Source organism: Paenimyroides ceti (assembly GCF_030409925.1).
This window is the reverse complement of record NZ_JAUFQU010000001.1, coordinates 2,692,113-2,715,954: the sequence shown is the minus strand read 5'-3', so window position 1 is coordinate 2,715,954 and position 23,842 is coordinate 2,692,113. Positions and strand designations below refer to the sequence as shown.

Genomic DNA, 23,842 nt, shown 5'->3' with positions numbered 1-23,842 from the left:
GTGAGAGTGCATTTTTTTTGAATATAGGTAGGTGTTACCGTATAATTCCGAGTATATCAATTTTTTCATCTTTGCTCATTCCGCCCGGATTACATCCTGGTTTACCTTCCGGAATTTCAATTCCGAGTGAAGAAAAATGCTGAACCCATACCGGAAAATAGTTGTTGGACTGCGGCTCTTTATAGGTCATAGGATAAAGCTGAAAAAAGGGCTTTTGATAGGCTTGTAGAAAAGCGTCATAAATGAGTTCCGAGCAATAATATTTTCCATTGTTGTAAATGAAATCATTATCGTAGGGCACACCTATCTGGGATTTTGCAAAATCAATTGCTTTAGGAATAAGGTGTTGATATTCTGATTTAAGCCGTGCCAGATACATAGGGTTATCAGTATAAGTTAGGAAAACGGATACCGGTGTTTTTCTCACCGCTTCTCCGGCAGCTTCTATGACATACCATTCGTTATCCTGCTTAAATACCATACCCATGTGGTTAAAGTCCATTTCATTGTAACCTTGGGTAACAGTATTAATAGCTTCACACATAGGGCCGCAATTCAGATTTTGAAAAATAAGATCTCCTTCTTTGAGAGGACGGTTTTGGGCAGTTATACCCAGAGTGAATAAAAAGAAAAAGAGGATCGCTTTCATAAATGTTATTCAGTCAAATCCGTGGTATATATCTTTTCAAAGGCTATTGGATCCATCGCATTATCTGCCGAAAAGTCTCCAATCTTGGTTCTTCGTAATCGGGTAAGATGACCTCCGGAATTTACTGCCTTGCCGAAATCAAATGCTAAAGAACGGATATAGGTACCTTTGCTGCACACTACTCTGAAATCTATTTCGGGAAGTGCAATACGCGTGAGTTCAAATTCCGCAATCTCAATTTTTCTTGAAGGAATATCTACTTCTTCTCCGGCTCTTGCATGTTCATATAAACGCTTTCCTTCTTTTTTAAGGGCAGAAAAAACGGGAGGAATCTGATCAATGTTCCCTATAAATTTTAAACGGGCCTGTTCTAATAAATCAGGTGTAATATGGGCTGTAGGAAACGTTTCGTTTATTTCTGTTTCCAGATCATAAGACGGTGTTGTTGCTCCGAGAACAATTGTTCCTGTATATTCTTTGATTTGTCCCTGTAATTCGGGTATTCTTTTGGTGAATTTTCCGGTGCAGATAATCAATAATCCCGTAGCCAACGGATCTAAAGTTCCTGCATGCCCTATTTTAAATTTTTTAGGTAAATGCAGTTTTTTTATTAACGTCCATTTTATTTTATTTACCGCCTGAAAAGAAGACCAGTTCAAAGGTTTGTCAATAAGTAAAATCTGTCCTTCCTGAAAGTTTTCTGAAGTAAGTTTTTCCATGATTTATTTATAATACGTAAAATAAACCAACAAAACGATTCCGATGATGATTCGGTACCAACCCCAAAATTTGAATCCGTATTTGGTCAATACATTGATAAATGTTTTTACGGCTACTAAAGCAACGATAAAAGCAATTACATTACCAATGATAAATATCTGTATGGTTTCAGATGAAGCCATGATCATTTCATATCCTTTCTGAGGGTTTACTGTGCCTGCTCCCCAGGTTTTCACAAATACAGAATATACCGTGACTGCCAGCATGGTAGGTACTGCAAGAAAAAATGAAAATTCTGCAGCAGCTCTTCTGGTAAGTCCCTGTGTCATACCTCCAATAATAGAAGCGGCTGAACGTGAGGTTCCGGGCATCATTGCCAGACATTGCCAGAAACCAATGATAACCGCCTTTTTTATACTGATTTCTTTTTCATCTGTTACAGTTGGATGTTTGAACCATTTGTCTACAAACAGAAGAATTACACCACCAAATACCAGCATGGATGAAATAGCAATCTGATTTCCTAAAACCGCTTCAATTTTATCATCTAATAAATAACCTAAGCCAAGAGCAGGAACTACTGCCAATGCCAGTTTTATATAAAAACCCAGATTTGAAAAGTTGAAGAATTTTTTCCAATACAGAGCAACGACAGAAAGTATAGCTCCAAATTGAATAGAAACCTGAAACATTTTCAAAAATTCGGTTTCTTCCATTCCCATCAATGCAGCGGTAAAGCCCATATGTGCTGTAGAAGAGATGGGAAGGTATTCTGTTAGTCCTTCGATTATTGCAATGATAATTGCTTGGAATATGTCCATTGATTTGTTTTTTAAGCTATAGTGGGGTTATTTTTTCGGAGTCTTGAAGATAGAATAAATACAGATTCCTAATCCGATGAAAATAGTGGTAGGAGCCAGGCGTATTCTTCTAAAACTGAAAACATCGTGGTTAAAGACATTTGGGTCGTCGCTGCCACCACCGGACATTAAAATAAAACCTAAAGCAATAACAGCAATTCCGATCAACAAAATGATATAGTTTTCTTTGTGAAATAAGAAGGATGATTGGTTTTCTTTATTTTTCATGATTCTTTATGTTAATATAAATCGTCTGACTTTAAATTTAAAAAGCGTTGAGTAGCAAAATAAGTACTTATGTAAGTAATGATTATTCCTACTATAAATACACCTGCACAAACAGTTATCAATGATTGATAATCTTGTAATAAATGGAGGGTAGGGAATTTCTGATCAGCATAATAAGTCAGAATAATGATACCGATAATGGCTAATACAGAGCCTATCATTCCAAGTTTTACGCTGGTCCAGATAAAAGGTTTACGGATAAAGGCTTTTGTAGCTCCAACCATTTGCATGGTTTTAATAATGAATCGCTTGGAGTAGATCGATAAACGCATCGAACTATTGATAAGCAACATGGCGATTAAAGCAAAGAAGCCGCTGATGATCAATACCCAGTACGTGATCGTCTGTATGTTTTTGTTGACCAAATCTACCAGCTGACGATCGTATACCACATCATCAATAAGATTATTTTCTTTAAAATTCAGTTCAATATTTTTGATACTGTCCTGTTCTACGTATGCTCCTTTGAAGTGCAGGTCAAAAGAATTTTGTAATGGATTAAAGCCTAAAAAGTGAACAAAGTCTTCGCCGATTACCTCCTGTTGAGAAACAGCTGCAGAATCTTTGTGTACAAATACGATATCTTTGATGTATGCTGATTTTTTTACTTCTTCTTCAAAGGATTTAAGGTCTTCCGGTTTTGCCGTGTCTTTAAAATAAACGGACATAGGAATGTTTTCTCTGAAGTTATTGGATATTTTCTCTGAATTGATAATGAATAAACCCAAAGAACCCAATAAGAACAGAACCAGAAATATACTTAAAATTACAGAAAAATAAGACGAGATCAGTCTTCTCTTTTGATATCTTTCGTACGAGGTTGCCATAGCTGATTTTTTTAAGGGGTAAAAATACTAAAGAAAATTATTTTTACGCCATTATAAATGATAAAGATTTATATTTCTTATAAATATAGCTTATTTTTGCTGTTGTTTAAAATAAAATGGTTTTAAACAACTCTAAAATAGTTGAAAACAATATACTTAAACGATAAATTTTTTCGCTTAAAATGAAATATAATCCAAAAGAAATTGAACAGAAATGGCAGAAGTATTGGGCAGAAAACCAGACTTTTAAAGCATCAAATGAAACATCAAAACCTAAATACTATGTGTTGGATATGTTTCCCTACCCTTCTGGAGCCGGACTGCATGTAGGACACCCTTTAGGGTATATTGCTTCTGACATTTTTTCAAGATTCAAAAGACATACAGGTTTTAATGTACTACATCCGCAAGGATATGATTCGTTTGGCCTTCCGGCTGAGCAATATGCTATTCAGACGGGGCAACACCCGGCATTGACAACGGAAGTGAATATAGCGCGTTATCGCGAACAGCTTGATAAAATAGGGTTTTCATTTGACTGGAGCAGAGAAGTACGTACTTCAGATCCGCAATATTATAAACATACACAATGGATTTTTATTCAGTTATTCAACTCTTGGTACAATAAAGATACGGATAGAGCAGAACCTATTGAAAATCTTACAGCTATTTTCTCGATGAAAGGAAATGCTTCTGTGTATGCTGTTTCCGATGAAAATATCGAAATTTTCTCGGCTGCAGAATGGAATGGTTTTTCAGAAGAACAAAAAGAAAAAATATTGCTTCAATATCGTATGACCTATCTGGCAGAAACGGAAGTAAACTGGTGTCCGGCTTTGGGAACCGTTTTGGCCAATGATGAGATCATCAATGGTGTTTCTGAAAGAGGAGGATATCCTGTAATCCGGAAAAAGATGACACAGTGGAGCATGCGTATTTCTTCGTATGCAGAACGGTTACTTCAGGGATTGGATACAATAGACTGGAGTGAATCTATTAAAGAATCACAAAGAAACTGGATTGGGAAATCGGTAGGTGCTTCTGTGTTTTTTAGACTAAAGGATACAGATGCTTCCATTGAAGTGTTTACAACACGGCCTGATACTATTTTTGGAGTGAGCTTTATGACACTGGCTCCTGAGCATGATTTGGTACAAGAAATTACTACGAAAGAGCAAAAAGAGGCGGTTCAGGCTTATGTTGCTGCTACTGCCAAACGTTCAGAGCGCGAACGTATGGCTGATGTAAAAACCATTTCGGGTGTTTTTACGGGAGCTTATGCTATTCATCCATTTACAAAAGAAGAAATTCCTGTATGGATCGGAGATTACGTACTGGCAGGATACGGTACAGGAGCTGTTATGGCAGTACCATGTGGAGACGAACGTGATTATGCGTTTGCGAATCATTTTGCTATTCCAATAAAAAATATATTCAATCAGGATATTTCTGAAGCTGCTTATACCGATAAAGTCGGTTTTGAACTGATTAATTCTGATTTTCTGAATGGAATGGATTATAAACAGGCGACTAAAGAGAGTATTGCAGCGCTTGAAAAGATCAGTGCCGGAAGAGCAAAAGTAAACTACCGTTTGCGAGACGCAGTTTTTTCACGTCAACGCTATTGGGGTGAGCCGTTTCCTGTTTATTATGTCAACGGATTACCAAAAATGATTGAAGCAGCATACTTGCCAATCCGTTTGCCGGAAGTAGAAAAATATCTCCCTACTGAAGATGGACAACCACCATTGGGTAACGCACAGGAATGGGCATGGGATACCAAAAATAATAAAGTTGTCAGTAATAAGCTGATTGATTATAGCAGTGTATTTCCGTTAGAATTAAACACAATGCCTGGTTGGGCAGGGAGTTCATGGTACTGGCTGCGCTATATGGATGCTCACAATGAAAATGAAATCGCCAGCAGAGAAGCATTGCAATACTGGCAAAATGTAGATTTGTATATAGGCGGAAGCGAACACGCGACCGGACATTTACTGTATGCACGTTTCTGGAATAAGTTCTTAAAAGATATAGGAGTTATCACAACTGATGAACCTTTTAAAAAATTGATTAATCAGGGAATGATTTTGGGAATGAGTGCTTTTGTTTACCGTACAGAAGATTCTAAAACGCTCATCACAAAAGATAAAATCGGTACAACTAAAGTATACCCGATACATGTTGATTTAGCTGTTATTAATGATGTGACAAATGAACTGGATATTGAGGCATTTAAGCAGCATCCTTTGTATTCAGAATATAGAGATGCTGAGTTTGTATTGGATGATCAGGGCAAATATATTGTAGGTCGTGAGGTAGAAAAAATGTCTAAATCAAAATACAATGTGGTCAATCCGGATGATATATGTGATGAATATGGAGCCGATACCTTGCGTTTGTATGAAATGTTTTTAGGTCCTTTAGAACAGGCAAAACCATGGAATACAGCAGGTATATCAGGCGTATTTGGGTTCCTTAAAAAATTATGGAGACTTTACTTTGATGATAATGGATTTATCGTTGTTGACGATGAGCCAACAAAAGAAATGTATAAAACGCTTCATAAAACCATCAAAAAGGTTAGGGAAGATATCGAAAACTTTTCTTTTAATACCTCAGTTTCCCAGTTTATGATCTGTGTAAATGAGCTGACACAGCAAAAATGCCACCACAGAGCTATTCTTGAACCATTGGCGGTAATAATTGCACCTTACGCTCCTCATATTGCTGAAGAGTTATGGCATGCACTTGGTCATGATCAATCTGTTTCAGAAGCTTTGTTTCCAATTTTTGATGAGAAATATCTTGTAGAAAGTGAAAAAGAATATCCGGTTTCTTTTAATGGGAAAATGCGTTTTACACTGAATCTTTCGTTAGATTTAACTGTTGAACAGATACAGGAGATTGTTATGGCAGATGAAAGAACGCAACAGCAGTTACAGGGAAGAGAGCCTAAGAAGATCATCATCGTTCCAGGGAAAATTATTAATTTAGTTGGATAAAATAAAAGAAAAATATGAATAAGGCAGGAGTTGTTATAGGTGTTTTTGTAGCAGTGGTTTTTTTTGTCATAGCCCTTATGTTTGGTTTGCCAACCTATAATGTATGGCAACAGGAAATGGCTGGAAAAGCTGAAATGGCAAAGGCGGAACAAAATCGTAAGATATTGATTGAAGAAGCCAAAGCCAGGCTCGAAGCTGAAAAATTGAATGCACAGGCAGAGATAGAACGCGCAAAAGGAATGGCTGAAGCAATGAAGCTGGAAAACGGAACACTTAATTCTACGTATAATCAGTATTTATTTATCCGGACATTAGAAAAACTGGCAGACAAAGGAGATCTGCCTCAAATTATTTATATGCCGTCAGAAGGTTTACTGCCCGTGATGGATGTTTCTACGAAACAAAATACCATTCCTTCGGGAAATTAATATTTACAAGCCTTTCTGATTTATGAGAAGGGCTTGTTTTTTATCTTAGTTATGCAGACAAGTTATTTTTTTATTATTGGGCTTCTTATAGCTGTTGTTATATTGGTTTTAGAATTGAGAAAGTCTAAAAACCTGCAAAAAACAGCGGAACAGCATTACCGTGATCTGGAAATGAAAGTCAATAATCTGCAATTAGAGAATCTTGAATCAAAGCTCAATCCCCACTTGTTTAAAAATATCCTTAATTCTATTCAGTCGCATGCCTATCAATCCTATTATACTTTAGAAAAACTGGCCAATGTACTGGATTTCGTATTATATGAGACTCAGAAGAAATATGTTACTCCAAGAGAAGAAATAGAGTTTGCTAAAAATCTTATCGAGATCAATAAGATCAAAATAAGCCCTCTGTTTGATCTGAAAATTAAAATACGAACCGATGAAAAAGATCCGTTGATGGATAAAAGAATTTTAGCGCCGCTTATATCAGTAGATTTAATTGAAAATGCCTTTAAACATGCTGATATTCTAAGTCCTGACTCTTTTATCTCCATTCTGATTGAATTAAAAAATGGTGTGTTTTCGCTTACTGTATCCAACAAAACTTATGAAAGGAAACCAATGAGGAAAAAGAAAGGTGGTTTCGGAGCTAATAGTCTGGAAACCCGTTTGGGAATCTTATATAAAGACCAGTACAAGCTGGAGAAATTTATAGAAAATGATGTTCATATTGCTTATCTAAAAATTAAATTACTTGAAAACAACGATTAAATGTATTTTGCTTGATGATGAATTGCTGGGGCTGCGGTATCTGAAAATGCTGTGTGAGCAGATTCCGGAAATTGAAGTAGTCAAGTCTTTCGATAATCCTGAGAAATTATTAAAAGAAGCTCCTGATCTGGATTTTGATCTGTGCATACTTGATATTGAAATGCCGGGAATAAATGGTTTAAGTGTTGCCAATCTTTTAAATGATAAACCTGTAATTTTTACTACAGCATATAAGGAATTTGCAGTTGAAGCTTTTGAACTGGATGCGATTGACTATATCACGAAACCCGTAAAAAAAGAACGGCTTCAAAAAGCAATTGATAAAGCAGTACGTTTTGTTGAAAAGCAAAAACCTAAGAAAGAATTTTTTAAAGTAAATACAGACAAAGGAAAAACCTTGTTGTATTTTAATAATATTACTTATATCAAAGTGTCTGATGTAGATAGTAGAGATAAAGTTACTTTTTTGCAGGATGGTACAAAAGTATTGCTCAAAAACATTTCTTTTGAGAAGCTACAGGAGATACTTCCTAAACAGCAGTTTTGCAGAATTAATAAAGGGGAACTTATTTCGATGGGTATCGTAAATTTCTTTTCTCATGACGAAATTGTGACGACTATTGTCAATGAAAATCAAAAACCGATTTCTTTGGTTTTAAGTACTAATTACCGAACTGAATTTCTGAACAGGATGTAAGTTTTTTTGTTACAAAAAAACAGGGCTTCATTACAAAACGGTTCCTGTTTTATTACACTACAACTGATGGAATCGAATTAATCTTCAAATTTGCAGCATTATTAAAGTAATTATCAGAATTCATGAAAAAATATAAAAATACTATTTTTTATACCACTATCATTCTTGTGTTTTCATACATTATGTATTGGGCTGCTGTTGAAGGAAAGCAATTAGAGAAAGATGTGGTAGAAGCTACTTCAGATAAAACGAGTTGGTTTGAATTTATCGATTCTCTACAGATCAATTTGCACCATCCATTAGCGATCTTATTATTACAAATTATAACGATTGTGATTGTTGCCCGTTTTTTTGGCTGGTTTTTTAATAAGATTGGTCAGCCTTCTGTTATTGGAGAAATCATTGCGGGTATAGTCTTAGGACCTTCTTTATTCGGGATGTATTTTCCTGAAGCATCCGCTGCCTTATTTCCGGCAGCATCTTTAGGAAATCTCCAGTTCTTTAGTCAGATAGGACTTATTCTGTTTATGTTTGTTATCGGGATGGAGCTCGATCTTAAGGTGTTGAAAAGTAAAGCGCATGATGCTATTGTAATCAGTCATGCGAGTATTATTATTCCTTTTGCCTTGGGAATGGTACTGGCATATTTTATATACGATTCGTTTGCTCCGGAAGGAATTAATTTTCTTTCGTTTTCCCTCTTTATGGGAATTGCAATGAGTATTACTGCATTTCCGGTATTGGCAAGAATTGTTCAGGAACGCGGTATTCATAAAACCAAATTGGGAACGGTAGTATTGACTTCTGCAGCAGCAGATGATATTACGGCTTGGTGTATACTGGCAGTAGTAATTGCTATAGTGAAAGCGGGCTCATTTGTGAGTGCCTTGTATGTAGTGGGAATGGCTTTGGTGTATGTTTTTTTAATGATGAAGCTTGTACGACCTTTTTTAAAAAGGATAGGGCAGTTGAATGCCAATAAAACTACTTTGAGTAAGCCTGTAGTGGCCATCTTTCTTTTGGTTTTGGTTTTATCGTCTTATGCTACCGAAGTAATAGGGATCCATGCTTTATTCGGTGCATTTATGACCGGTGCCATTATGCCCGATAATAATCGTTTCAGACATATGTTTGTGGAAAAAGTAGAGGATGTCGCTGTTGTTTTGTTCTTACCCCTGTTTTTTGTCTATACAGGTTTACGTACAGAAATTGGATTGCTGAATGATATCTATCTGTGGAAAATTGCCGGATTAATCATTTTAGTGGCAGTTACGGGTAAATTTATCGGAAGTGCACTCGCTGCGAAATATGTAGGGCAGTCATGGAAAGACAGTTTAACAATTGGTGCCTTAATGAATACCCGTGGATTAATGGAGTTGATTGCGCTGAACATCGGTTTTGAACTGGGAGTGCTTACTCCGGAAGTATTTGCTATGATGGTTATTATGGCACTTGCAACAACTTTTATGACAGGACCTGCTATTGATTTTATCAATAAAGTATTTAAAAATGATAAAGGTGAAAGCGTTGCGGAAGAGATTGTCAATGACAGCAAGTATAAAATTTTGTTTTCATTTGGTAATCCGGATCGCGGAAAAAAGATGTTAAAGATTGCTAACAGTCTTTCAAAGAAACAACAGGATAATTCAATCGTTACTGCATTACATTTAGGTTCGAGTGATCAGATATATGCTTTTGATCCTGATTATGAGCAAAAGCAGTTTTTACCAATTGTCGAAGAATCTAAAATGCTTCATCAGAAAGTATCAGCACTATACAAAGTCTCTATCGATATTGATTCTGATATTGTGGAAGTAGCTAATAAAGGCGAATATGATTTACTGCTTATCGGACTCGGAGAATCTATTTATGAGGGCACCCTCTTAGGGAAACTTTTAGGATATACTACCCGATTTATCAATCCGGATGTTATCGTCGATAAAGTAATGGGTAAAGAGAAATTTTTCGAAAACTCACCGTTTGACGATCGTACCCGTCATATTATTGCAAACAGTAAATTGCCGTTAGGCATATTTATAGATAAAGGAATGCAGGCAGTAGATAAAATATTCATTCCGTTCATGCGCAAGGAAGATGTCTTTCTGATTGAATACATTCAAAAGTTTATTCATAACAATGACAGCCAGATTGTGATCATGGATTTTAATGGTGTAATTAAAAAGCATTCTTTTATTCGCGAAAGTATTCGGGCTATTGAACAAATGAAACCTAATAATATTTCTATCATACCGGAGCGGGAAATTCAGAAAGATTTTCTGGAGCAAAAAGATCTGATGATGATCAGCCTCGGAAGCTGGAAAAAAATCATAGATAATCGAAAGGAATGGATTAAATACTCACCTTCCATTTTGGTGATGAAGCCATAAACCGAAACAGTGAGATCATGCAATTTTGGATATTCATAAACAGTTTTTAGATTGCTATTGTATATGCGTTATAATATTCTCTATTTGTTTATTGAAGGTTAGTGTATGCCTATTGTTTCCTACTTCAATTATTATATTTTCTAAAATTTTGCAATAAAAAAAACGGCTAATCAAGCCGTTTTTTTTATTTTTTTAGACGTACCAGAAAAGCTCCCGGATATTTTTTTGAAAATATTTTTAAATTTCTTTCTGCGTCAATTTTGTTCTTGTAGTTTCCAACCACTACTTTGTAATTGGGATTGCTGTAAATAATAGTAGCATCTACAGCAGGGTACATTTTTTTAAATTCATAATAATGTTCCTCTCCGACACTTTTCTCTCCGTGAAATATCTGAATAGAAAAATTTTTATAAATAGAAAATGAATTATTGATCTTTCTTTTTTCTAAAAGGAGTTTCTCAAAATTGTTATCTTGAATTATTTTAAATTTGGACTCCTGAGCATATCCATTATTACTGATGGTAAATGTTAAAATTGTGATAAAAACGAAGATTGAATTTCTTAAATTATTCATAATGAATGTTATTTGAAACAAAAGTATAAAATCTTTTAAAAATCCTCGCTATAACGATTTATTTAGAATTGATATAAATTGCATTTTGGACTTCATAAGGGTTTTGTTAGTGCTTCTTATGTTGTATTTTTGTCGGAGTTTATAAAAAAGATAAGTGTTTTTAGTAGTCATACCGAGCATTTATCTCTTAGAAAATTAGATGATAATCATTCTTTAACTATGAAAAAAGTGGGTAACCATAATTCGTTTTCAAGGATTCTTTTCTTGTGTTTAGCATTTATGCTAACATTCTCTACGCTATCTTATGCGCAAGATGCGGCAAAAGGTAAGGAGTTGTTTAATTCTCAGTGTGCGGCTTGTCATAAGTTAGATGCTAATTCAACGGGACCTGCACTTCGTGGTGTTGTTGAAAGACACTCTACAGAGTGGTTGCACAAGTGGATTAGAAATAGTTCTGCATTAATTAAGTCAGGAGATGCAGAAGCTGTAAAATTATTTAATGAATGGAAGCAGGTTCCTATGAACTCTTTTCCTAACTTGTCTGATGAGGATATTGATAATATTTTAGCGTATACTTCAGAAGAGAAGGCAGCACCGCCTGCTGGTGGGCCGGGAGCAGCAAATGCTACTGCAGCTGCATCAGGAGACGGGATTTCTAATACGGTAATTTTAGGAGCTTTGGCGATCGTTTTGGTAATGCTTGTTGTGATGCTTTTCTTTGTTAAGAAAGTGTTAGATAAAGTAATTGATAAAAACGATTTGACAGTAAGAGAGAAAAAATCTCTTCCGTTGTGGAAAGCATTTGTTAAAAATCAATTCGCAGTTATTGCTTCTGTTATTGTTTTGATGTTGCTTGGAGCTTACTTTGCATTTGGTTATATGATGCAGATAGGTGTTGATAAGGGTTACGAGCCAATTCAGCCAATTCACTTTTCACATAAAATTCACGCAGGTGAAAATGGTATTGACTGTAAGTATTGTCACTCTTCTGCAAGAACAAGTAAGACTTCAGGTATCCCTTCTTTGAATGTTTGTATGAACTGTCATAAAAATATTTCAGAGTTTACAGGAAGTGCAGATTCTACTTATGTAGATTATTCAAAAGAATTTTATACAGCTGAGATCCAAAAAATATACAATGCTGTAGGTTGGGATCCGGCAACACAATCATATACAGGTGAGGAGAAGCCGGTTAAATGGGTTCGTATTCACAATTTACCAGATTTTGTGTACTTTAATCACTCACAACACGTTTCTGTTGCAGGTTTAGAATGTCAGACTTGTCACGGTCCGGTGGAAGAAATGGAAATCATGAGACAGCACTCTCCGTTAACAATGGGATGGTGTGTTGATTGTCACCGTACAACAGAAGTTAAGGTTCAAGACAATGAGTATTATGCGAAAATTCATGAAGAATTATCAAAGAAATACGGTGTTGAGAAATTGACTGTGGCTCATTTAGGTGGGTTAGAGTGTGGAAAATGTCACTATTAATAATAATTTAAGAAGCTAATATATATATACAATGGCATCAAACAAAAAATACTGGAAAAGTGTTGAGGAGCTTAACGAGAACAGTTCTATTGTTGAGAGGCTAAGAAACAATGAGTTTGTTGAAGAAATTCCTACAGAAGATTTTCTTGGGGATAAAAACGCCTTGTCTTCGTCATCAACTTCTCGTAGGGACTTTTTGAAATACGTTGGTTTTTCAACTGCAGCTGCATCGTTGGTTGCTTGTGAGGGACCTTTGAAAAAATCTATTCCATATGTAATTCAGCCAGAAGAAATTATCCCTGGAGTTGCAGATTATTATGCAACGACTATCGCTGATGGTTTTGATTTTACAAATGTTTTAATCAAAACACGTGAGGGTCGTCCTATTCAGATTCAAAATAACTTTATGGAAGGTGCTTTGAGCGGAGCAAATGCTCGTGTTCATGCTTCTGTATTGTCTCTATATGACAGTTTACGTTTAAAGCAGCCTAAGATCGACGGTAAAGCAGCGTCCTGGTCTGAGGTTGAACAAAAAATTAAAGCAAGTATAGATACCGCAACAGGTCAGATCGTTTTACTGACTAATTCTATGGCTTCTCCTTCTACTGATAAGTTGATCGCAGAATTTGTTGCAGCTTATCCTAAGGCTAAGCATATTGTGTATGATGCTGTTTCTTGTGATACAGCTATTGATGCATACCAACAGGCTTATGGAGAAAGAGCTTTGCCGGATTACGATTTTGGTCAGGCAGATGTAATTGTTTCTGTTGGAGCAGATTTTCTGGGTGACTGGAATGGTGGTGGTTATGAAGGTAACTATGCAAAAGGACGTATTCCTAAAAACGGAAAAATGTCTAAACATATCCAGTTTGAATCAAACATGACTTTATCAGGAGCTAATGCTGACAGACGTGTGCCAATGACAGGTGCTGATCAGAAGCTGGCTTTAGTAAAATTATATAATATTATTACAGGTTCAAATGTAAGTGTTGCCAATACTGCTGCAGATGCAGAAGTTGTAAAAGCGGCTCAACAATTGAAATCTGCTGGTTCTACTGGAGTTTTAGTTTCAGGTATTGATGATGTAAACGCTCAGTTATTAGTGTTTGCAATCAATCAGGCTTTAGGTTCTGCAGCTTTTCAACCGGCAAAACCTAAATATACCAGAACAGGTAATAATAAAGAGGTTACTCAACTGATAAAAGATATGAATGCAGGAGCTGTTTCCACATTGATTATGTCTGGAATCAACCCTGTATATACTTTATCTGATGCTGCTGCTTTTGCAGAAGGATTGAAAAAAGTAAAATTATCTGTTTCATATGCTCTTAAAGAAGATGAAACTGCCGGACTGACAACTATTGCAGCTGCAGCTCCTCATTATTTAGAGTCATGGGGTGATGTTCAAATGAAAAAAGGACATTATTCAGTAACACAACCAACTATACGTCCATTATTCAATACCAAACAGTTTCAGGAAGGTTTGATGGCTTTATTAGGTAAAACGGAGTCTTACTACGATTACTTAAGAGCTGTTGGTACCTCGATTGCTGCAGGAACTACATGGAATCAATTAGTTCATAATGGTTTCTATACATACGAAGCGTCAAATACAGGTTCAGGTTCAGCTGACTTCAACGGTGCTGCTGCTCAGGTAGCTGCTGCTAAAAAAGCAAACGGACTTGAATTGGTTCTTTATACTAAAACAGGTATGGGAGACGGACAACAGGCAAACAATCCTTGGTTGCAAGAATTTCCTGATCCTATTACTCGAGTATCGTGGGATAATTATGTAACGATTTCACGAAAAGATGCTGAACAGTTTGGTCTTAAAAATTATCATGTTGCCAATGGAGGTCTTAACGGAAGCTATGCAACGATAAAGGTAGGAGACAAAACCTTAGAAAATGTTCCTGTTTACATTCAGCCAGGTCAGGCTGTAGGAACAATGGGGTTAGCTTTAGGTTACGGACGTAAAGCAGCCTTAAAAGAAGAAATGCAGGTAGGTGTTAACGCTTACTCATTATATAAAGATTTCAATAATACACAGGTAGCAACTATTGAGAAAGGAAGTGGAGATCACGAATTTGCTTGTGTTCAGTTGCACAATACCTTAATGGGTAGAGGAGATATCTTAAAAGAAACTACTTTAAAAGTATTTAACAGTCAGGATGCAAAAGAGTGGAACATCACTCCGATGGTTTCCTTAGACCACCAGTCTGTTCCTGCTAAGTCAGTGGACATCTGGGAATCTTTTGATAGAAAAGTAGGACATCACTTCAATTTATCTATCGATTTAAATGCATGTACAGGTTGTGGAGCTTGTGTGATTGCTTGTCATGCTGAAAATAACGTACCGGTAGTTGGAAAATCAGAAGTAAGAAGAAGTCGTGATATGCACTGGTTGCGTATTGACAGATACTATTCTTCTCAGGATGATTTTGCAGCTGATATTGAGAAAAAAGAATCTGCTAAAGGTTTGATGGACAATATCGATACGTTCCAGGGATTAGAAAATCCATCTGACAATCCTCAGGTTGCATTCCAGCCTGTAATGTGTCAGCACTGTAATCATGCACCATGTGAAACAGTTTGTCCGGTTGCGGCAACTTCTCATGGTCGTCAGGGACAAAACCATATGGCATACAACCGTTGTGTGGGTACCCGTTACTGTGCGAATAACTGTCCTTACAAAGTACGTCGTTTCAACTGGTTCCTATACAATCAAAATGATGCGTTTGATTATCATATGAATGATGATTTAGGACGTATGGTATTGAATCCGGATGTAGTTGTACGTTCTCGAGGAGTTATGGAAAAATGTTCATTCTGTATACAATCTACTCAGGCTGTAATTTTGAAAGCTAAGAAAGAAGGTAGAAGAGTGGCTAAAAACGAATTCAATGATGCATGTGCATGTTCGGCAGCTTGTTCTACAGGAGCAATGGTTTTTGGAGATGTTAACGAGCCGGAAGATGCAATTGTTGAATTAACTCAGGATCCAAGAGCTTATCATTTGTTAGAGCATTTAGGAGTAAAGCCTAATGTTGTATATCAGGTAAAAGTAAGAAACGTATAAAAGTATTTTATTAATTAGAAACATTATAAAGGATTATGTCGTCACATTACGAAGCACCCATTAGAAAACCTTTAGTTGTCGGAGATAAATCATATCACGATGTAACTGTGGATGTGGCTAGACCTGTAGAAGGGAGAGCTAATAAACAATGGTGGATTGCGTTCTCAATAGCATTAGTTGCATTCCTTTGGGGAGCTGGTTGTATGGTTTATACAATCAGTACAGGTATTGGTACTTGGGGATTAAATAAAACCGTAGGCTGGGCTTGGGATATTACCAACTTTGTATGGTGGGTAGGTATTGGTCACGCGGGAACACTTATTTCAGCCGTATTATTATTATTCAGACAAAAATGGAGAATGGCGATCAACCGTTCTGCAGAGGCAATGACTATTTTCTCTGTAGTTCAGGCGGGATTGTTCCCAATCATTCACATGGGACGTCCTTGGTTAGCTTTCTGGGTATTGCCAATGCCTAACCAGTTTGGTTCGTTATGGGTTAACTTTAACTCGCCACTTCTTTGGGACGTATTTGCAATTTCTACGTATTTATCTGTATCATTGGTTTTCTGGTGGACAGGTCTTTTACCGGATTTTGCTATGTTACGCGATAGAGCTATTACACCTTTTACAAAGAGAATTTATTCTATATTATCATTTGGTTGGTCAGGTAGAGCTAAAGACTGGCAACGTTTTGAGGAGGTTTCTTTGGTGTTGGCAGGTCTTGCTACTCCATTAGTACTCTCTGTACACACGATTGTATCTTTTGACTTTGCTACATCGGTGATCCCGGGATGGCATACAACGATCTTACCACCTTACTTCGTGGCAGGAGCTATCTTCTCAGGATTTGCAATGGTTAATACACTGCTTATCATCATGAGAAAAGTATCGAATCTTGAAGATTATATCACAATTCAGCATATCGAATTAATGAATATTATTGTAATGATTACAGGTTCTGTTGTAGGTATCGCTTATATTACAGAGTTGTGGGTTGCATGGTATTCAGGTGTAGAGTATGAACAATATGCATTCTTAAACCGTGCTACGGGACCTTACTGGTGGTCATACTGGTTGATGATGACATGTAACGTAATTTCTCCACAGGTAATGTGGTTCAAAAAAGTACGTACAAGTATCATGGCATCATTCATCATTTCCATCATTGTAAACATCGGTATGTGGTTTGAACGTTTTGTAATCATCGTTACATCACTTCACAGAGATTACTTACCATCATCATGGACAATGTTCCAGCCAACATTTGTTGATGCGGGTATTTATATAGGAACAATCGGATTCTTCTTTGTATTATTCTTGTTATATTCAAGAAGTTTCCCTGTAATTGCTCAGGCAGAGGTTAAAACAATTTTGAAATCTTCAGGAGACAATTACAAGAGAGCGAGAGAAAACGGGAACCATTCACATAATCATTAATAAGATATGAGTACAAAAGTTATACATGCACTATACAATGATGATGATATTTTAATGGACGCTGTTAAAACAACACGTGCAGCACATCATCATATTGAGGAAGTTTATACTCCTTTTCCAGTTCACGGATTAGATAAAGCCATGGGATTAGCTCCAACGCGTCTTGCGATTTGTTCTTTTATCTATGGATTATGCGGTTTGTCTTTTGCAACCTATATGATGAACTACATCATGATTCAGGACTGGCCACAGGATATTGGTGGTAAACCAAGTTTTAGTTATATTCAGAATATGCCTTCATTTGTGCCTATTATGTTTGAATTAACAGTGTTTTTTGCAGCCCATTTAATGGTTATCACCTTCTTCTTGAGAAGTAGATTATGGCCTTTTAAACAAGCTGAAAATCCGGATGTAAGAACAACAGATGACCATTTCTTAATGGAAGTTGCTTTACACGGAAGCGAAGATGACGCAGTAGAATTCTTTAAAAATACTGGTGCAGTAGAAGTTAAAGTAATTGAAAAACAATAATAGTAGAATGAAGACTTTATATAAAATAGTAGCATTAGCAGGAGTTTCAGCACTAACTACTTCTTGTTTTCATAAGGAAAAACCTAACTTTCAGTTATTTCCTAATATGTACGAGTCAGTAGCTTACGAAACGTACTCTGAGTCAAGTGCTTTTAACAACGGAAAAGAAGGTCAATTACCAGCAAAAGGTTCTATACCTCGTGGTTTTGATCCTTACGAGTATGAAAATACTCCTGAAGGGCTTGCTTTGGCAAAAGCTAATTTGAAATCACCATTAGATTCTTTAACAGACAGCGATCATGCAGAGGCAAAACAATTGTTTACGATCTATTGCGCTATCTGTCATGGTGATAAAGGAGACGGAAAAGGTAATTTAGTAAAAAGAGAAAAATTCTTGGGAGTTCCTAACTATGCTGAGAGAGAATTAACCGAAGGGGGAGTCTTTCACGTGATAACTTACGGACTAAATTCAATGGGATCGCACAAAAATCAGTTAACACAACATGAACGTTGGTTAGTTACAGATTACGTGTTGAAATTGAAATCAGAATTATAATTGTAAAACTTATTTGAAAGTTTAGATATGTACACATTTTCGAAAAAATTAAAAACCTTTGCCTTTATTCTTATGATTCTTGGAATTGTTGGTATCGCATACGGTTTTTTAACTGCTCCAAAAACAGTCCAGGATGTTGAGACTCTTTTAGCAAATGATCATCATGGTGATCACGGCGATGCCCATGCTACTCCTGATCATAATGCTCATGCAGAACACGCAGCTGCTGGTTCTCATGAAAAAGTTGATGCTCATCAGGAACATCAAAAACATTTAGAGCATGTTTTACATCAATTACAAAACAAGCCTTGGGCAGCAGTTTATGTAGCATGTATATTTTTCATGTTGATTTCTTTAGGAATCTTGACATTTAATGCTATCCAATACGCTGCTTCTGCAGGTTGGTCTCCGGTACTTTTTAGAGTTATGGAAGGTTTATCTGCTTATTTATTACCAGGTTCTATTATCTTCTTTGGACTATTGGTATTGAGTTCAGCTCATATCAATCACTTGTTCATTTGGATGGATGATGCTGTAGTTGCAGAAGATACAATTATTCAGGGTAAAACAGGTTTTTTAAACATCCCTTTTTTCCTTATCAGAGCGGTAATATTCATTGGAGGTTGGAATTTATACAGATACTTATCCCGTAAGAATTCTATTGCATTAGATGAAACCAATGATATTTCGTATTATAAAAAGAACTTTAAATATTCGGCTGGTTATTTAGTGTTTTTTATCATTACTGAATCAATTATGTCTTGGGACTGGATTATGTCAATTGACACACACTGGTACAGTACATTATTCGGATGGTATGTTTTTGCAAGTTTCTTCGTATCTGCTATAACCGTTATAGCACTTACAACAATATATCTGAAATCAAGAGGATTTTTAGAATATGTAAATACAAGCCATATCCACGATTTAGCTAAATTCATGTTTGGTTTATCTATTTTCTGGACTTATTTATGGTTCTCACAATTCATGTTGATGTGGTATGCTAACATTCCTGAGGAGGTTACATATTTTATCTTTAGAATTCAGGAATATAATTTACCATTCTTCGGTATGCTGGTATTAAACTTTGTATTACCACTTCTATTATTAATCAATACAGATTTCAAACGTTTGTCTTGGATAATCATAATGGCAGGTACATGTATTTTAGTAGGTCACTATTTAGACTTCTTCAATATGATTATGCCAGGTACAGTAGGTGGTTCATGGTTCATCGGTATTGCTGAAATAGGTTCAGTTATGTTCTTTGCAGGATTGTTTATTTTTGTTGGTTTCAACGCTTTAACTAAAGCACCGTTATTAGCTAAGAATAATCCAATGATTGGAGAGAGTAAACATTTTCATTATTAATATTTAAATAATAAACAAATGACGAGTTTATTAATTTTTGTTATCGTAGCATTATTAGGAATTGCAATATGGCAGTTAACTAAAATATTTGATTTGACCAACTCAACTAAAGTATATAGTGAAGATGGCGAGTATAAATCTGAAGTTGCTACTGATAAAGACAATAATATCAATGGTTATTTATTATTTGGTTTCTTAGCCTTTATTTATATCCTTACTATTTATTGTTGTGTGAAATGGGGGTATATGCCTCTATTGGATAATGCTGCATCTGAACACGGAAAAGATGTTGATAATTTGATGTGGATCTCTTTAGGATTAATCCTTTTTGTACAGGCATTTACTCAATTTTTATTGCACTACTTTTCTTTTGTTAACAGAGGTCGTAAAGATAAGAAAGCACTGTATTTCTCAGATAATGATAAATTAGAGATGATCTGGACGATTATCCCGGTAATTGTTTTATCAGGTTTAATCTTGTACGGATTATTTACATGGAACAGTATTATGAACGTCAAAGAAGACGAAGATGTAATATATGTAGAGGTTTATGCTAAACAATTTGGTTGGGATATCCGTTATTCAGGAGATGATAACACCTTAGGAAAAGCTAACGTTCGTTTTATTGAAGGTGTAAATGCAACGGGTGTTGATATGTCAGATCCGAATGCTCAAGATGATAAATTATCAAAAGAATTACACTTGCCGGTAGGTAAAAAAGTAGTTTTCAAAATGCGTTCACAAGACGTATTACACTCTGCTTATTTCCCTCACTTCAGAGCTCAGATGAACTGTGTTCCTGGAATGGTAACTCAATTTGCAATGACACCTACGATTACTACCGAAGAAATGCGTGAACGCCCTGAAATCGTTAGTAAAGTAAATAAGATCAATAAATTGCGTTCTGAAAGAAGCGTTGATTTGGTAGCAAAAGGTGAAGAAGCATTATCACCATACGTTTTTGATTACGTACTATTATGTAACAAAATATGTGGTCGTTCTCACTACAACATGCAGGCAAAAATCGTAGTTCAGTCAGAAAAGGAATTTAAAAAATGGTTGAATGGTTTACCTACATTAGGACAACAGGTAGCGGAAGAAAAAGCTCCTAAAGCAGAACCTGCTGCGGAAACTCCGGCTGCTCCGGCTCCTGATGCAGGGGTTGAAAGCAAACTAGATACAAACCAGATGAAAGCAGATTCAACGAAAGTTGTGGCTGCAAAATAAATTGAACCAGTAAAAATTTGTTTACACAAAAATTATAATTATGTCAGCAGTAGGACACGATTTAGCACACGGCCATGACCAAGAGCATGAGCATCATCATAAAGAAACTTTTGTAACGAAGTATATCTTTAGTACAGACCATAAAATGATTGCCAAACAGTTCCTTATTACAGGAATCTTTATGGGAATCATTGGAATAGGGATGTCCTTATTATTTCGTATGCAAATTGCATGGCCGGAAGAATCCTTTAAAGTTTTTTCCTGGTTATTAGGAGATGAATTTGCTCCGGGAGGAGTAATGAGAAACGATATTTATCTGGCTTTAGTTACAATTCACGGAACCATTATGGTATTCTTTGTTTTGACTGCCGGATTGAGTGGTACATTTTCAAATTTATTAATTCCATTACAGATTGGGGCAAGAGATATGGCGTCAGGTTTTATGAACATGTTGTCTTATTGGATTTTTGCTTTATCATCAGTAATCATGTTGTCTTCTTTATTCGTGGAATCAGGACCGGCATCAGCAGGTTGGACTATTTATCCTCCGCTATCGGCAGTTCCTGAAGCAATTCCGGGTTCTGGTACAGGAATGACTTTATGGTTGATTGCAATGGCTTTGTTTATTGCACAGTCATTAATGGGATCATTAAACTATATTGTAACGGTTTTGAATTTGAGAACAGAAGGTATGACAATGACGCGTCTGCCTCTAACGATCTGGGCTTTATTTGTGACAGCAATCATTGGGGTAGTTTCATTCCCGGTATTATTATCTGCTGCTTTATTATTAATCATGGATAGAAGTTTTGGTACATCTTTCTTCTTATCAGATATCTATTTAGCAGGAGAAGTATTGCACTATCAAGGAGGATCACCGGTATTATTTGAACACTTGTTCTGGTTCTTGGGACACCCTGAGGTATATATCGTAATCTTGCCTGCGATGGGTATTGCTTCTGAAGTTATTGCTGCTAATGCAAGAAAACCTATCTTCGGATACCGTGCGATGATCACATCAATTCTTGCTATCGCATTTTTATCTACAATCGTTTGGGGTCACCATATGTTCGTTTCGGGAATGAATCCTTTCTTAGGGTCTGTATTTACCTTTACAACCTTATTAATCGCAATTCCTTCTGCTGTAAAAGCATTTAACTATATCACTACCATCTGGAAAGGAAACTTACAGTTAAACCCTTCTATGTTGTTCTGTATTGGTTTCGTATCAACTTTCATTTCAGGAGGTCTTACAGGAATCATCTTAGGAGATTCAACATTGGATATCAACGTACACGATACATATTTCGTTATTGCTCACTTCCACTTAGTAATGGGTATTTCTGCTCTTTATGGAATGTTTGCTGGTATCTACCACTGGTTCCCTAAAATGTTTGGTAGAATGATGAATAAAAACTTAGGATATATTCACTTCTGGGTTACTGCAATCTGTGCTTATGGTGTTTTCTTACCAATGCACTTTATCGGATTAGCTGGTTTACCACGTCGTTATTATACAAATAGTGCATTCCCTATGTTTGACGATATGGTTGATGTAAACATTATCATTACCATGTTCGCATTAGTAGGAGCAGCCTTTCAATTGGTGTTTTTCTGGAACTTCTTTTACAGTATTTTCTACGGTAAAAAAGCTTCTCAAAATCCATGGAGAGCTACTACATTGGAGTGGACTACACCAGTGGAACATATTCATGGAAACTGGCCTGGTAAAATACCAACAGTTCACAGATGGCCTTACGATTATAGTAAGCCAGGTTATGAAGAAGATTTCGTTCCTCAGACAGTTCCTTTACGAGAAGGAGAAAAAGACGGAGGACATCACGCATAAATATTTAAAGCCACTTTTTTTAAAGTGGCTTTTTTAATTTTATCTTTGTAAGATGAATGAGAATTTAAATCCGACAAATCAACATTTTTCTTCTGAAGAAATGGAAGCAGAAAAAAAACTGCGGCCCTTGAGTTTTGATGATTTTTCGGGGCAGGCACAGGTTTTGGAAAACCTTCAAGTCTTTGTTAAAGCCGCTAATTTGCGGAATGAAGCTTTGGATCATACCTTGTTTCACGGACCTCCGGGACTTGGAAAAACAACATTGGCAAATATCCTTGCCAATGAGTTGAACGTCGGTATTAAAATTACATCGGGTCCGGTTTTGGATAAACCCGGAGATTTGGCAGGTTTACTGACCAATCTCGAAGAGAGAGATGTATTATTTATTGATGAAATACACCGATTGAGTCCTGTTGTTGAAGAGTATCTCTATTCAGCTATGGAAGATTTCAAAATTGATATCATGATTGAATCCGGACCTAATGCCCGTTCCGTTCAGATTCATCTGAATCCATTTACATTGGTTGGGGCAACAACCCGTTCAGGATTACTTACCTCTCCGATGCGTGCTCGTTTTGGAATACAAAGCCGCTTGCAATACTACAATGTTGAACTTTTAAGTACAATAGTTGAGAGAAGTTCGGGTATACTTAAGGTACCTATTACTATGGAAGCGGCGATCGAAATTGCTGGTCGTAGCAGAGGTACACCGCGTATTGCCAATGCACTTTTACGCAGAGTACGCGATTTTGCACAGATAAAAGGTAATGGTAGTATCGATATTGAAATCGCAAAATTTGCACTCAATGCACTTAATGTAGATAAGCATGGATTGGATGAAATGGATAACCGTATTCTTTCCACTATTATTGATAAATTTAAAGGAGGTCCTGTAGGACTTTCAACACTGGCAACTGCCGTATCTGAAAATGCAGAAACCATAGAAGAAGTTTACGAGCCGTTTCTGATACAGGAAGGATTTATATACAGAACTCCGAGAGGTAGAGAGGTAACGGAAAAAGCATATATTCATTTAGGTAAAATAAAACCCGGATTAGGAGGTTTGTTTAATGAATGAAACAATAAAACA

At 36.3% G+C, this 23,842-nt stretch carries 20 protein-coding genes; 14 read left to right on the top strand and 6 right to left on the bottom strand.

The window, feature by feature from the left end; genetic code table 11:
- Window positions 1–34: 34 nt before the first annotated feature.
- Genes QW060_RS13485 through QW060_RS13465 form a run of 5 tightly spaced genes read right to left on the bottom strand, consistent with a single transcriptional unit; the run spans window position 35 to window position 3,344 of the window.
- On the bottom strand, window positions 35–649 hold the full coding sequence (locus QW060_RS13485; protein WP_290364000.1) for a YiiX/YebB-like N1pC/P60 family cysteine hydrolase: 615 nt from the start codon (window positions 647–649) through the stop codon (window positions 35–37).
- A gap of 5 nt (window positions 650–654) precedes the next feature.
- Window positions 655–1,368, bottom strand: coding sequence for a tRNA pseudouridine(55) synthase TruB (gene truB, locus QW060_RS13480; protein WP_290363999.1), 714 nt, complete (start codon window positions 1,366–1,368; stop codon window positions 655–657).
- A gap of 3 nt (window positions 1,369–1,371) precedes the next feature.
- A complete protein-coding gene (locus tag QW060_RS13475) occupies window positions 1,372–2,190 on the bottom strand; it encodes an undecaprenyl-diphosphate phosphatase (protein ID WP_290363998.1) in 819 nt (272 codons plus the stop codon).
- Between the two features lie 27 nt (window positions 2,191–2,217).
- Window positions 2,218–2,457, bottom strand: a complete 240-nt coding sequence (locus QW060_RS13470) for a DUF3098 domain-containing protein (RefSeq protein WP_290363997.1) — start codon at window positions 2,455–2,457, stop codon at window positions 2,218–2,220.
- An 11-nt stretch (window positions 2,458–2,468) separates the two neighbouring features.
- Window positions 2,469–3,344 (bottom strand): cell division protein FtsX, encoded by an 876-nt coding sequence (locus QW060_RS13465; protein WP_290363996.1) that lies wholly within the window; start codon window positions 3,342–3,344, stop codon window positions 2,469–2,471.
- A 182-nt stretch (window positions 3,345–3,526) separates the two neighbouring features.
- On the opposite strand from QW060_RS13465, the gene leuS reads away from it, so the two are divergent.
- The 5 genes from leuS (at window position 3,527) to QW060_RS13440 (ending at window position 10,632) form a co-directional block, all read left to right on the top strand.
- Entirely contained in the window at window positions 3,527–6,349 is a 2,823-nt protein-coding gene (gene leuS / locus QW060_RS13460) for a leucine--tRNA ligase (RefSeq protein ID WP_290363995.1), read from the top strand.
- A 14-nt stretch (window positions 6,350–6,363) separates the two neighbouring features.
- On the top strand, window positions 6,364–6,777 hold the full coding sequence (locus QW060_RS13455; RefSeq protein WP_290363994.1) for a flotillin family protein: 414 nt from the start codon (window positions 6,364–6,366) through the stop codon (window positions 6,775–6,777).
- A 51-nt stretch (window positions 6,778–6,828) separates the two neighbouring features.
- Window positions 6,829–7,548, top strand: coding sequence for a histidine kinase (locus QW060_RS13450; protein ID WP_290363993.1), 720 nt, complete (start codon window positions 6,829–6,831; stop codon window positions 7,546–7,548).
- Complete coding sequence (locus tag QW060_RS13445; protein WP_290363992.1) at window positions 7,532–8,245, top strand: LytR/AlgR family response regulator transcription factor; 714 nt, start codon at window positions 7,532–7,534, stop codon at window positions 8,243–8,245. The genes QW060_RS13450 and QW060_RS13445 overlap by 17 nt, the downstream gene beginning before the upstream one ends.
- 122 nt (window positions 8,246–8,367) lie before the next feature.
- The gene (locus QW060_RS13440) at window positions 8,368–10,632 is read left to right on the top strand and encodes a cation:proton antiporter (RefSeq protein ID WP_290363991.1); all 2,265 of its coding nucleotides are present in this window, start codon (window positions 8,368–8,370) and stop codon (window positions 10,630–10,632) included.
- Window positions 10,633–10,816: 184 nt separating this feature from the next.
- Here QW060_RS13440 and QW060_RS13435 read toward each other — a convergent pair whose 3' ends face one another.
- Complete coding sequence (locus QW060_RS13435; protein ID WP_290363990.1) at window positions 10,817–11,206, bottom strand: SPOR domain-containing protein; 390 nt, start codon at window positions 11,204–11,206, stop codon at window positions 10,817–10,819.
- A 219-nt stretch (window positions 11,207–11,425) separates the two neighbouring features.
- On the opposite strand from QW060_RS13435, the gene QW060_RS13430 reads away from it, so the two are divergent.
- From QW060_RS13430 to ruvB, 9 genes are read left to right on the top strand one after another with little or no spacing between them, the layout of a single operon-like run.
- Window positions 11,426–12,700, top strand: coding sequence for a c-type cytochrome (locus tag QW060_RS13430; protein ID WP_290364765.1), 1,275 nt, complete (start codon window positions 11,426–11,428; stop codon window positions 12,698–12,700).
- Between the two features lie 31 nt (window positions 12,701–12,731).
- Window positions 12,732–15,779: a TAT-variant-translocated molybdopterin oxidoreductase gene (locus QW060_RS13425; RefSeq protein ID WP_290363989.1), complete on the top strand. Its 3,048-nt coding sequence runs from the start codon at window positions 12,732–12,734 to the stop codon at window positions 15,777–15,779.
- A gap of 35 nt (window positions 15,780–15,814) precedes the next feature.
- The gene (gene nrfD, locus QW060_RS13420; protein WP_290363988.1) at window positions 15,815–17,218 is read left to right on the top strand and encodes an NrfD/PsrC family molybdoenzyme membrane anchor subunit; all 1,404 of its coding nucleotides are present in this window, start codon (window positions 15,815–15,817) and stop codon (window positions 17,216–17,218) included.
- A gap of 6 nt (window positions 17,219–17,224) precedes the next feature.
- The gene (locus QW060_RS13415) at window positions 17,225–17,749 is read left to right on the top strand and encodes a DUF3341 domain-containing protein (protein ID WP_290363987.1); all 525 of its coding nucleotides are present in this window, start codon (window positions 17,225–17,227) and stop codon (window positions 17,747–17,749) included.
- 7 nt (window positions 17,750–17,756) lie between these two features.
- Window positions 17,757–18,305, top strand: a complete 549-nt coding sequence (locus tag QW060_RS13410; RefSeq protein ID WP_290363986.1) for a c-type cytochrome — start codon at window positions 17,757–17,759, stop codon at window positions 18,303–18,305.
- A 27-nt stretch (window positions 18,306–18,332) separates the two neighbouring features.
- Entirely contained in the window at window positions 18,333–19,676 is a 1,344-nt protein-coding gene (locus tag QW060_RS13405; RefSeq protein ID WP_290363985.1) for a quinol:cytochrome C oxidoreductase, read from the top strand.
- A gap of 18 nt (window positions 19,677–19,694) precedes the next feature.
- Window positions 19,695–20,903, top strand: coding sequence for a cytochrome c oxidase subunit II (locus QW060_RS13400; protein WP_290363984.1), 1,209 nt, complete (start codon window positions 19,695–19,697; stop codon window positions 20,901–20,903).
- A 40-nt stretch (window positions 20,904–20,943) separates the two neighbouring features.
- A complete protein-coding gene (locus QW060_RS13395) occupies window positions 20,944–22,752 on the top strand; it encodes a cytochrome c oxidase subunit I (RefSeq protein WP_290363983.1) in 1,809 nt (602 codons plus the stop codon).
- Between the two features lie 52 nt (window positions 22,753–22,804).
- Window positions 22,805–23,830, top strand: coding sequence for a Holliday junction branch migration DNA helicase RuvB (gene ruvB / locus QW060_RS13390; protein ID WP_290363982.1), 1,026 nt, complete (start codon window positions 22,805–22,807; stop codon window positions 23,828–23,830).
- Window positions 23,831–23,842 lie beyond the last annotated feature (12 nt).